General features: G+C 36.1%; 5 protein-coding genes. All 5 read left to right on the top strand.

Features of this window, described 5'->3' with window-relative positions; translation table 11 throughout:
- The first annotated feature begins 83 nt into the window (after window positions 1–83).
- Window positions 84–3,425 carry a glycoside hydrolase family 2 TIM barrel-domain containing protein gene (locus ABXT06_RS09820; protein WP_354590600.1) on the top strand — a complete coding sequence of 1,114 codons (3,342 nt, stop codon included), beginning with the start codon at window positions 84–86 and terminating at the stop codon, window positions 3,423–3,425.
- A 291-nt stretch (window positions 3,426–3,716) separates the two neighbouring features.
- The gene (locus ABXT06_RS09815; RefSeq protein ID WP_354590599.1) at window positions 3,717–7,106 is read left to right on the top strand and encodes a glycosyl hydrolase; all 3,390 of its coding nucleotides are present in this window, start codon (window positions 3,717–3,719) and stop codon (window positions 7,104–7,106) included.
- A 185-nt stretch (window positions 7,107–7,291) separates the two neighbouring features.
- Window positions 7,292–8,716 carry a sialate O-acetylesterase gene (locus ABXT06_RS09810; RefSeq protein ID WP_354590598.1) on the top strand — a complete coding sequence of 475 codons (1,425 nt, stop codon included), beginning with the start codon at window positions 7,292–7,294 and terminating at the stop codon, window positions 8,714–8,716.
- 174 nt (window positions 8,717–8,890) lie between these two features.
- Window positions 8,891–11,218, top strand: a complete 2,328-nt coding sequence (locus ABXT06_RS09805; protein WP_354590597.1) for a DUF5703 domain-containing protein — start codon at window positions 8,891–8,893, stop codon at window positions 11,216–11,218.
- Between the two features lie 15 nt (window positions 11,219–11,233).
- Window positions 11,234–13,693, top strand: coding sequence for a pectate lyase family protein (locus ABXT06_RS09800; protein ID WP_354590596.1), 2,460 nt, complete (start codon window positions 11,234–11,236; stop codon window positions 13,691–13,693).
- Window positions 13,694–13,731 lie beyond the last annotated feature (38 nt).

Raw genomic sequence — 13,731 nt, 5'->3', positions numbered from 1 at the left:
ACTCCGTTAGGAGGCTCTCGTCGGTAGAAAAAAATAGCGCATAGAAAATTTTGTCCCATAGGGACAATTGAATCAAAATAATAATGAACAATAATATAAAACCAATGTTTACATCTAAATCAAAATACAATAATCCATTTTTCAGATTACGATTTTTGACGTATACATTTTACATTTTACTATTCACAACTTACACGCAAGGACAATCCGTAACAGGAGAACCAGCGGGAGTTCCAGAATTACATAAAAAATACGAATTTGCTCCTTGGGAAGATCCAACAATAACGAGTATCAACAGACAGCCGTCGAGAGCAACTTCATATTCATATGCTTCTGTTGAAGACGCACTAAAAGGCGACAGAACCAAAAGTCGAATCCAAATGCTAAACGGCGATTGGAATTTTAAATATGCGGTAAATCTTAAAGAAGCTTCAAAAGATTTCTATAAAAATACTGTTTCAGGGTGGGATAAAATCGAAGTGCCTTCAAACTGGGAAATGAAAGGATACGATAATCCAATTTACAAAAGTGCTGTTTATCCGTTTCGACCAATAAATCCGCCTTATATTCCTAAAGATTATAACGGAGTTGGTTCTTACCAACGCAGTTTTACCGTTCCTGAAAATTGGAAAGATATGACCGTGACTTTACATTTCGGAGCTGTAAGTTCAGGTTTTGAAGTTTGGCTTAACGGAGAATTTTTAGGTTATGGAGAAGACAGTTTTTTACCATCAGAATTTGATATTACACCTTATTTAAAAGCAGGCGAAAATGTAGTTTCAGTTCGTGTAATTCGTTGGACTGATGGTTCATATTTAGAAGATCAGGATCATTGGCGCATGAGCGGAATCCAGCGTGAAGTTTTCATTATGGCAGAGCCGAAACTGCGTATTCAGGATTTCTTTGTTCAAACCAAATTAGATAAACAATATACAGATGCGATTTTCAAATTGCGTCCAAAAGTAGAGAATTTAACTGGAGCAAAAATCAAAGATTATACGATAAATGTTCAATTGTATGATGCCAATAATACGGCAATGTTCAAAGAACCCCTTCAAAGACCTGTAATTGATTTAATCAACGAAAGTTATCCTCGTTTGGACAATGTTCGTTTTGGATTCTTTCAAGAGACCATCAAAAATCCTAAAAAATGGAGTTCAGAAGAGCCGAATTTATATACGATGGTTATTTCCATAAAAGATAAAAACGGAAATGTTACCGAAGCCAAAAGCTGTAAAGTGGGTTTCCGTTCGATTGAATTTTCGAAAGAGAATGGCAAAATGCTCATAAACGGAAAAGAAACTTATGTATATGGCGTAAACCGTCACGATCATCATCCTACAAGAGGAAAAGCCGTTACGAGAGAAGATATCAAGCAAGATATTACTACGATTAAAAAGTTCAATTTCAATTTTATACGTACGAGCCATTACCCAAACGATCCTTATTTTTACGAATTATGCGATCAATATGGAATCATGGTAATGGACGAAGCCAATCAGGAAACACACGGAATTGGCGGTAAATTAAGCAACGATCCGCTTTGGACAAACGCTTATATGGAAAGAATGATTAGAATGGTCGAAAGAGATAAAAACCATCCGTCGGTTGTAATGTGGAGTTTAGGAAATGAAGGCGGAAAAGGTCCAAACCATTCTGCAATGTCAGGTTGGGTTCATGATTTTGATATCACTCGTCCAGTGCATTACGAACCAGCGCAGGGAAATGCAAAATTAGACGGTTACATCGATCCGCTTGATCCTAGATATCCGAAAACAATCGATCATGCTTATCGTTTCGAAAACCCACAGGATGATTCATATGTCGATATGGTCAGCCGTTTTTATCCGGGCGTTTTCACTCCTAAATTTTTAGTAGATCAAAAGAAAGATACACGTCCTATTATTTTTGTTGAATATTCTCATGCCATGGGGAATTCAGTTGGAAATTTAAAAGAATTATGGGATGAATTCCGTTCGCTTCCAAGAGTTATTGGAGGTTGTATTTGGGAATTCAAAGATCAGGGAATCGTGAAATTTGATTCGAGATCTGGTCAGAATTATTTTGCGCACGGAGGAGATTTCGGCGAAAAATATCATGATGGAAATTTCAATACAAAAGGAATTGTAGATTCTTACGGAAAACCAAAAGGCTCAATTTTTGAGAATAAATGGGTGTATCAGCCAGCGATTTCGACTTTAAAAGGAAATCAATTAGAAATCAAAAATCGTCAGGCCGTTAAATCTTTAGAAAGCTATGTTCCAGTTTTAAAAGTTTTGGAAAACGGAAACGTAATTAAAACTCAGATTTTGAAACCTTTTAAATTAGAAGCAGGACAATCGACAACTTTAGAAGTGAGTCAATATCTTCCAAAAATGAAAGCCGATGCCGAATATATTTTAAATATAGAATTCCAACTTTCAAAAGATGAATTATGGGCTTCAAAAGGTTACGCTGTCGCGGAAGATCAATTCATATTGAAAAAGAAAGAAGTCGTTTCTCCAGAATCTAAAAAAGAAACGCTGAATGTTTCTGAATCTGAATCTGATTTTAAAATCAAAGGAAAAGCTTTTGATATTACAATTGGAAAAACAAATGGCGCTTTGAGTTCTTATATTTTCAATGGAGAAGAACAAGTTTTTGCACCGCTTTTACCAAACTTCGTAAGACCGCTTACAGACAACGACAAACGCGGATGGAAATCGCAAAAGTTGTTGAAACAATGGTATAAAGCAAAACCAAAATTGGTTAACATTTCAATTCATAAATCAGCTTCGGAAATCAAAATTACAAGTGATTACGAAATTATAAAAGACAGTGCGAACGTAAAAGTAGTTTACGACATTTTACCAAACGGACTAGTAAAAGTAGATTATAGCTTGAAAGCTTCAAACAAACTGCCGAACATTCCAAAAATCGGAATGCAGATGGGAGTTCAGAGAAAATTCGATCAAATTTCATGGTATGGAAAAGGCGAATTGGAAAATTATAGCGATAGAAGTTTCGGTTCGTTTGTTGGAAAATATTCGCTTCCAATAAATGATTTTATCGAACATTATCCAAAACCACAAGAAAACGGAAACAGATGCGATGTAAGATGGATGGCATTAAGTACTCCGCAAAAAAACAACGGATTTTTAGTAGTTAACGATAATAAAGTTTTAAGTATGAGTGCATGGCCTTATACGCAAGAAAATCTAAGCGCATCTGGACATACGTATGATTTGAAAGATCCAGGATTTCTAACTGTAAACATTGATTTAATCCAAATGGGAGTAGGAGGAAATGACAGTTGGACATTGGTTGCACAGCCATTAGAACAATATCAGATTAAGTCTGGAAATTACGAGTATAGTTTTTATTTGACGCCTTTCAGCGGTTCAAAAAATGAATTGGAAAATAGTTTGAAGAAGTTTAAATATTAGATTACAATTTATCCTAACAGGTTTTCAAAACCTGTTAGGTATTTTGTATTTATAGATTAAGTATATTTTAAGTGCAGTTTGTCATTTCTATGTAAAGAGAAATTACACAAGAAATTCGACAAAGATTATCAAACATAGCCCGAGGTTGAAACCTCGGGAAACGCATCATTAAATCACGTTGCGCCCCAATGGTTGGAAACCATTGGCTATGTTTTTAATAATAAATAATACATCAAACCCGACAGGTTTCAAAAACCTGTCGGATTTACAAACGAAATAAAACAAAGAATAATGTTTCAAAAAAAACACCTCTTTTTTGTCCTTCTTTTAACAAGCTTTGTCTCTGCGCAGGAAGTCCATAAAAAAGAAACCTCTTTTCAGCCAACATTAGAATCCTCGAAACCTTGGGTGTATTGGTATTGGATGAAATCGGCGTATTCTAAACCCGGAATCACAGCCGATTTAGAATCTATGAAACAAGCAGGAATTGCGGGCGCTTATTTAATGACTATAAAAGGTCCAGCAAATCCGCCATTGATAGACCCTCCCGTTTTACAGTTGAGTCCAGAGTTTTGGGATATGATTCATTGGGCTTTTAAAGAAGCAGATCGTTTAGGATTAAAACTAGCTTTTCATGGAGCAGACGGATTTGCCGTTGCAGGCGGGCCGTGGATTACACCAGAAATGTCGATGCAGAAAGTAGTCTGGTCAACGACTGAAATTTCGGCTGGAAAAAATGTGGCGCTAAAATTGCCAGTTCCAGTACATTACAAAGATTATTATAAAGACATTGCCACTTTTGCTATTCCGATAAAAGAGTACCAAATTACTTCGCAGATTCAATTACCAAAAGTTACGACCTCAAACAATACCGATGCTTCGTTTTTGGCTGATCCGAAGAAAGACGAAAACTTTAAGTTTGCAGATGCAGGTTGGATTCAATACGAATTTGCACAGCCTTTTACCTGCAAAGCGATTGTAATTGAAACCAAAGGAAGAGATTATCAGGCACAGCGTTTAATTGTGGAAGTGAGTGATGATGGAGTTCATTTTAAATTCCACGAAAGACTGATCGCACCTCGTCACGGCTGGCAGGATATGGATTTTCCGAATACACATACTATTACACCAGTTACAGCAAAATATTTCAGATTTGTGTATGATCCAGTAGGAACAGAACCAGGAGCTGAAGATTTGGATTTTGCCAAATGGAAACAGAATCTGAAAGTGAGTAAAATTACACTTTCGAATCAATCATTGATTAATAATTACGAAGGAAAATCAGGCGCAATCTGGCGTTTGACTCCGCAGACTACAGATAAAGAAATTCCGAATTTTGATGCATTCAAAAAATCAGAAATTATCAATATTTCCAATTTTGTTGATGCTAACGGAAATTTGAATTGGAAAGCACCAAAAGGGAAATGGAAAATCATCCGAATGGGACACACTTCTACAGGACATGAAAATGCAACTGGCGGTGCAGGAAAAGGACTGGAAGTAGACAAGTTTAATCCCGAATTAATTCGTTTTCAGTTGGATCATTGGTTTGGAGAAGCTGTTCGTTCTGCTGGAACAGAAGTGGCTTCAAGAGTATTAGAAATTCTTCATTTTGACAGTTGGGAATGCGGAAGTCAAAATTGGTCTTCGGTTTTTCAGGCTGAATTTAAAAAGAGACGCGGTTATGATATTGTAGATTATCTTCCTGTAATGGCTGGAATTCCAGTTGAGAGCGCCAATTTTTCAGAGAAAGTTTTGTACGATGTCAGAAAAACAATCGGCGATTTAGTTGCAGATAATTTCTATGGAACTGTTGCGCAAATTGCCAAAGAATATAAAGTTAAATTGAGTACAGAAAATGTCGCCCCAACAATGATGAGTGATGCTTTATTGCATTATAAATATGTCGATTATCCGGGCGGTGAATTTTGGCTGAAAAGCCCAACGCATGACAAACCGTTTGATATGGTCGATGCTATTTCGGGCGGACATATTTATGGAAAAGATATTATTCAGGCAGAATCTTTTACGGCTTTGCGAATGGATTGGGACGAACATCCCGGAAATCTAAAAACCACGGCGGACCGCAATTATGCTTTAGGGATTAACCGTTTATTTTATCATGTTTTTGTGCATAATCCGTGGACAGATAGAAAACCGGGAATGACCTTAGACGATATCGGAACTTTTTTCCAAAGAGACCAAACTTGGTGGAAACCCGGAAAAGCTTGGTTTGATTATTGTCAAAGAGTGCAGTTTCAGTTGCAAAAAGGAAAACCTGTAATTGATTTGGCAGTTTTTATTGGAGAAGATTTTCCTTCCCGTTCTTTTGTGCCCGATCGATTAGTGCCTTTTATTCCGAATGTGTTTGGAAAAGAAAGACTGGAAAGCGAGAAAATCCGTTTAGAAAATGAAGGTCAGCCAACGGCAAAAATGCCAAAAGAAGTGACCTATTCTAAAAGTATTACCGATTTATCACAATGGATTAATCCGTTGAATGGATATCAATACGATTCTTTCAACGCCGATGTTTTAATCAATAGAGCGAAAGTTCAGAATGGTAAAGTAACATTTGATGGCGGAATTGAATATGGCGCTTTATTCTTCCCAGGAAGTCATAAAATGGCACCAAATAAGATGCTTTCTTTGGCTTCTGCCGAAAAAATCCTCCAATTAATAAAAGATGGAGCAACGATTTTTGTAGATGAAAAACCGAATCTTCAGCCAGGAATTCAATCAGAAACCGATCAAAAGAAATGGCAAAATGTAATTGATGAAATTTGGAATAACGCCAACTCATCAACATGGAAGATCGGAAAAGGTACGGTTATCAAATTACCGTATTTAGGAAAAGATTTTGCGTCAATCGGAATTACTCAGGATGTTTATTTTCCAAATTTAAACCGAGCTGATTCAGAAACATTGGCGTGGGCGCATCGTAAATCGGATACTGAAGATGTTTATTTTATATCCAATCAAAAAGGACAAAAAAGAACATTCGATGCTTCTTTCAGAATAGCTGGAAAAATTCCTGTTTGGTACAATCCCGTAACAGATCAAACTTCGGCTTTAGCCAATTGGAAAATAGAAAACGGAAGAACAATTGTTTCGATAAGTTTAGATGCGAACGAATCTGGCTTTGTGATTTTTAAGGATGAAACAAAAGAAGTTTTAGCGCAAGGAAAATCATCTGAATTTGAAAAAGTTCAGACTTTAGATGAAAACTGGGAATTACAACTTGATCCTGAATTTAAAGGACCGAAAGAAATAGTAAAAACAAATAAACTTTTTGACTGGAGTACTTCTGAAAATGATCAGATTAAATATTATTCAGGAACGGTAGTTTATAAAAAAGAGTTTAACTGGAAAGGAAAAGATACTAATAATATCTGGTTGGATTTAGGTGAAATTGCCAATATTGCTGAAATCAAGATTAATGGAAAAGATTGCGGAACGCTTTGGACTTTTCCTTTCAAAACAGACATTTCAAAAGCTTTACAAAAAGGAAAAAACACGATAGAAATAAAAGTTACAAATACGTGGGTAAATAGATTAATTGGCGATCAAAAATTGCCAAAAGAAGAAAGATTGACATGGACAACAGCGCCATTTAGATTGGAAGGGAATCCATTGCTAAAAGCGGGATTATTAGGGCCAGTGAGTATTGTAAAAGAAAAATGAAATGTTAGCCACAGATTAAAATGATTAACAAAGATTAAATATTAGCCACGACCCAAGCGATAGCGAACGGGCGAAGCAATTCACGAATTATTTTTAGAATATGAATTGAGGAAAATTCGTGAATTTTGTGGCGAAAAAAAAATCTTTCTAATCCTATTAATCTGTGGCAGAAAAATAAATAAAAAATGAAAAAATCAATCATTGCATTATTAACGATTTTAGCAAGTTTTCAAATCAATGCCAAAATCAAATTGCCAGCATTGTTTTCTGATAACATGATGTTACAGCAAAAATCCAACGCACCAATTTGGGGATGGGCAGAAAAGAACGCTAATATTGTAATCAAAACTTCGTGGGATTCTAAAACTTATAAAGTGAAAGCAGATGCTTTAGGAAAATGGAAAGCAGAATTAAAAACGGTTTCCTTTGGTGGACCTTACACAATTGAAGTTTCAGAAGGAAGCGAAAAAGCAACTATCAAAAATGTTTTGTTAGGTGAAGTCTGGCTTTGTTCAGGTCAGTCGAATATGGAAATGCCTTTGAAAGGATTTCAAGGACAACCCGTTAAAAACGGAAATGAAATTATCGTAAGATCAACCAATAAAAACATTCGTTTAATCACGATTCCAAGAGCGACGGTTTTAGAACCAAAAGATGATTTTGAAGGAAAATGGGAAGAAGCTTCTCCAAAATCGACTTCGAATTTTAGTGCAACGGCTTGGTATTTTGGATCACTTTTACAGGAAGTTTTAGATGTTCCGGTTGGATTGATTCATGTTTCTTACGGAGGTTCGAGCATGGAAGCGTGGATGAATCAGGAAATGCTGAAAGATTTTGCCAGCGCTAAAATTCCGACTACTAAAGAAGAATTGGCAAAAGATCCAAACCGTGTGCCGACGACTTTGTTTAACGGAATGCTTTCGCCTGTAATTGGTTACGGAATCAAAGGCTGTATCTGGTATCAGGGAGAATCAAATTATGAGAGAGCTTCAGAATATACTGCTTTAATGAAAAAAATGGTCAGCAGTTGGAGAGCTTTATGGAAACAAGGCGATTTTCCGTTTTACTATGCGCAGATTGCACCGTTCAATTATGCTTCTTTTCATCCAAAAGATTATTTAGAAAAATACAATTCGGCTTATTTGAGAGAGGCGCAGTTTAAGGCTTCAAAGGAAATTCCGAACTCAGCAATTGCGGTTTTGATGGATGTTGGAGAAGAAAACAACATTCACCCAATGGACAAGGAAAAAGGTGGAAAGCGATTGGCTTTTCAAGCTTTAGCAAGAACGTACGGTATTGAAGGTTTCGAATTCGAGAGTCCAAAATATAAAAGCATGGAAATCAAAGACGGTGCTGTAACCGTTTCTTTTGATGATGTGGCAAACGGAATCACCTCTTACGATAAAGAAGTTTTAGGTTTTGAAATTGCAGGAGAAGACAAAGTTTTCTATCCTGCGAAAACAGTCGTAAGAAGAAAATCAGTAGTTCTGACTTCAGATAAAGTTAAGAAACCAGTTGCAATACGTTATTTATGGAAGGATTTCGCTAAAGCGGAATTGTTTAGTGCGGGTGGTTTGCCAGTTTCTTCGTTTAGAACGGATGAATGGTAGTTTATAATTGTGAATTGTTAATTATAAATTGTGAATTGACATGCAGTTTGTCATTTCGAGGAACGAGAAATCACACTAGAAATTCTGCAATAGTAAACGACAATCTTTGTGGTTATGGTTGTGATTTCTCCTTTCAGTCGAAATGACAAAAAAACTTTTAAAAAGCAGATAAAATTGAAATACATAAAATACATACTTTTTTTCACAACGCTTTGTCTTAAAGCGCAAATTCCTGCGCTCGACAATTACAATCAAATTTGGACAACGCAAAGCAATAATTCATCAGAATCTATGCCTTTGGGAGGCGGGGATATTGGTATGAATGTATGGGTAGAGAAAGGCGATTTGTATTTTTATTTTTCGCGAAGCGGCACTTTCGACGAACATAATACTTTATTGAAATTAGGACGTGTGAAGGTGACTTTAACACCAAATCCATTTGAAGGAAAAGAAGGTTTTCGTCAGGAATTGAAACTCAAAGGCGGTTATGTTTTGGTTGGACAAAACGATACCAAAATCAAACTTTGGGTGGATGTTTTTAAACCAATCATTCATGTTGATTTAGAAAGTAAAAATTCGCTGAAAATGACAGCTTCTTATGAAAGCTGGCGTTATCAAAACCGTTATCCGAAAGGAAAAGAAAACAATGCTAATTCTTATAAGTGGGCGCCTCAGGGAGAACTTATTACGTATAAAGATTCTATTTCTTTTGAAAATAACGGAGTTAAATTTTACCACAGAAATCGAGAAAATACGGTTTTTGACGTTGCGGTAAAACAGCAGAAAATGGAATCGGTAAAAGATCAAATGCTGAATCCGATTGCCAACCTAACTTTCGGTGGATTCATGAAAGGTAATAATCTAAAACCAGACGGAACTTATTTAGGAAAATACCAAGATATCGATTTCAAAGGTTTTAATTTAACGAGTACTAAACCTTCAAAAAAGCATTCTTTAGAAATTTATTTAAACACCAATCAATCTGATTTTTCTACTTGGAATAACAGTTTGAAAAGTTTGATTTTAGCGAATAATAATAATTTCAAACAAGCAGAAAAAAACACTCAAAAATGGTGGAATGCTTTCTGGAATCGCAGTTTTATTTTTACCCAAAAAAAGCAATCTATTGAGAAAGATTCAGTTTATCAAATCGGGCAGAATTATCAGTTGTTTCGATATATGCTCGGATGCAATGCATACGGAAAATATCCAACCAAATTCAACGGCGGACTTTTTACGGTTGATCCTGTTTACACGAATAAAGACCTGAATTTTACGCCCGATTTCAGGAATTGGGGCGGAGGAACGATGACGGCTCAAAACCAGCGATTGGTTTATTTTCCGATGGTAAAAAGCGGAGATTTTGACATGATGAAATCGCAATTGAATTATTACATAAGCCTTCAAAAAAATGCCGAATTACGTAGTAAAGTTTATTGGAATCATAACGGAGCTTCATTCACTGAACAATTAGAAAATTTCGGACTTCCAAATCCTGCCGAATACGAATGGAAACGTCCCGAAAATTACGATCCAGGAATGGAATATAATGCTTGGCTGGAATACGAATGGGACACCGTTTTAGAATTTTGCCAAATGATGTTGCAACAAAAGGAATATGCGGGAGAAGACATTCAAAAATACAATCCATTCATTATAAGCTGTCTTCGTTTTTTTGATGAACATTATCAATATTTAGCCAAACAAAGAGGCAGAAAAGCTTTGGATGGAAACGGAAAATTAGTTTTATATCCGGGTTCTGGAGCAGAAACGTATAAAATGGCGAATAATGCCAATAGTACTATTTCTGCTTTACAAGTAATTACATCACAGCTTTTAAACCTTTCTTCGGAACAATTATCTAAAGAAGACTTAGAATATGTTAAAGCATTTCAAACTAGAATTCCACCTTTAAATTTTGGACAGATCGATAATCATAAAGTTTTGGTTCCGGCTAAATCTTGGGAACGAGTTAATAATTCGGAAGTTCCGCAATTATATCCTGTTTATCCATGGGGAATTTACGGCATCGGAAAACCGGATTTAGAAACGGCTTTGAATACATGGAAATATGATGCAGATGCTTTAAAATTCAGAAGCCATGTAGGCTGGAAACAAGACAATATTTTCTCGGCTCGTTTGGGATTAACAGATGAAGCGGCAAAATACAATATAATGAAAATGGCAAATTCAGAAAGACGTTTTCCAGCATTTTGGGGTCCAGGATTTGATTGGGTTCCTGATCATAACTGGGGTGGATCTGGAATGATTGGTATGCAGGAAATGCTTTTACAGGAAACTGACGGCAAAATCTATCTTTTTCCAGCATGGCCAAAAGACTGGAACGTACATTTTAAATTACACGCTAAGCAAAATACTACGATTGAAGCTGAACTCTTTAATGGAGAATTGAAGGCTTTAAAAGTAATTCCTGAAGAAAGAAAAAAAGACATTATAAATCTGCTTGGAAAATCTGAAGCAGAGAAAACAAAATTAAACTAACTATTACTAACAAAAATGATTAAGAAATTAATAAGCGGTGTTGTTTTGTCCGTATTTTTGACCACAAACGGACAAGCACAATCAGTTCCAAATACTGATAAACAAATTGTAAAAGTCGATTTTGACTTTTTTCAAAGAAGATTAGAAGAAGTTCACGATCCGAGTTACGATTCTTGGGTTATCAATGAAAATAAAGAAGACCAGAAAACTTTTAATGGAGTAAGTTTTAAACTAAAAGGAAACTTCACTTCAAAATGGTATAAAGTCGGAATGAACGCTCCGTTTTACAATAAACTGGGAAGCGACGGTTTGGTGACGGCTGAAAATTTAGAGTTAAAAATCAGCGATTTGAAAGAAGGAAAACATACACTTTTGACATTTCATAACGCTTTTGATGTGATTACAGGCAAAACTTTTTCGCCAATAAAAATTTATGTTGATGGAAAACTTCAGGAAACTGTAAATGCAAGTCAGAGAGCCAATGCTAAGATTGATGCTTCGATGGCCTATATTGCTTTTAATGCTTCAAAAGGGAAAGATGTGATAGTTCGTTTTGAAATTGATCCAACTTCAAATCCTGATATCGTAAAACAAATTGTAATCAATGGCTTTGAATTAGATACGCCAAACTTAATGAATCAGGCACGTACTCCGGAACCAAAAAACAGAGATGAACATGTTGAAGTAACCAAAATTTTAAATTTAAAATGGGACGCTCCAAAAAATGTAGTGGCTCATAAAGTTTATTTTGGAACAGATAAAAATGCGGTAGAAACGGCAACCGAATCTTCAAAAGAATTTAAAGGAAAACAAACCGATAAAAGCTTTAGCGTTTCTGATTTATACAGCGGTTCAACGTATTATTGGAGAGTAGACGAAATTGATAATAATGGTGCGATAACTTTAGGAAATGTGTGGTCTTTTAAACCTGCTCAACTGGCTTTTCCAGGCGCTGAAGGATACGGAAGATATGCCGTTGGTGGACGTGGTGGAAAAGTAGTAGAAGTAACTAATTTAAATGATGATGGACCAGGAAGTTTACGTGATGCCATCAATCAGGAAATTGGTCCAAGAACGATTGTTTTTAATGTTTCAGGAAATATCAAATTGGCTTCGAGATTGGTTGCAAATCAGCCTTATATTACTATTGCAGGACAAACGGCTCCGGGCGAAGGAATTACAATCAGCAGGGCGCCAATTGGGTTAACTGGAAATGATGGAGTAATTCGCTTTTTAACTGTTCGCATTGGTGGTGGAACTACTTTTGACGGAATGGGATTAACAGGTGCAGATTACAGCATTATTGAGCATTGTTCTATCAGCTGGACAATTGATGAATCGTTTAGTTCACGTGGTGCGCATCATATTACGCTGCAGCGAACTTTAATTTCAGAAGCTTTAAACGTTGCGGGACATGATAAATATCCTGCTGGAAAAATGCACGGTTTTGCAGCAACAATTGGCGGAGATATTGGAAGTTTCCATCATAATTTATTGGCACACAATCAAGGTCGTAATTGGAGTATTGGCGGAGGTTTAAACGGAGACGGTTACTACACAGGAAGATTGGATATCACAAACAACGTAGTTTACAACTGGGGAACGAGAACAACTGATGGCGGTGCAAACGAAGTAAATTTTGTAAACAATTATTACAAACCGGGTGCTTCAACTAAGATTTTTGTTGCTTTGAATGCACAGCACGAAGGTGTTGGAAAAGGAATGCAGCGCTATTATTTTGACGGAAACATAATGCCGGGTTATTTTGATGAGAAATCTCAGGACAAAGGAAGAAAATCTACTATAAGCAATAATGAAAAAGTTGAATATGAAACTTTCGTTGATAAACCATTTTTTCCTTCTTATGTAAACACGCAATCAGCAAAAGCAGCGTATAAAAATGTACTTTCGGATGTTGGGGCGAATCAGCCGTTTTTTGATAAACATGATAATAGAATCATAGATGAAACTTTAAAGGGAACTTTCACTTATAAAGGAAGCAAAAGCGGTTTAGGCGGAATGATCGATAACGAACAGGATGCAGGAGGATGGCCAAATTTCGCCTCAGAAACTCGCCCAGCTGATTGGGACACCGATCATGACGGTTTGCCAAATTGGTGGGAAAAAGCTTTTGGTTTGAATGAAAATTCAAAAGCAGGCGATTTCTCAGATGCTAATTCAGATACGGATAAAGACGGATTCACTCAGTTGGATAATTATTTAGACTGGCTGGCTCAGCCTCATTATTTTATCAATTTAAAAGATAAAAAAGTTTTAAACGTGGCAGATTATTTCAAAGGTTTTGAAAATAAACCAGCTTATACTTTCTCTGAAGTAAAAAATGGAAAAGCGAGTTTAAAAGGAAAAGAAATTCAGTTCACAGCTTCAGATAAAGGTTTCGCCTCTTTCGTAGTAACGGTAAAAGATGCAGATGGAGATTCAATGAGCAGAACTATTAATTTCTTTGTAAAATAAAAAAATGGGTTTGCCACGAATTACAATAATTTCCACGA

Origin of the sequence: Flavobacterium sp. UW10123 (assembly GCF_040538975.1) — a bacterium.
GTDB lineage: Bacteria > Bacteroidota > Bacteroidia > Flavobacteriales > Flavobacteriaceae > Flavobacterium.
This window is presented reverse-complemented; position numbering and strand designations above follow the sequence as displayed.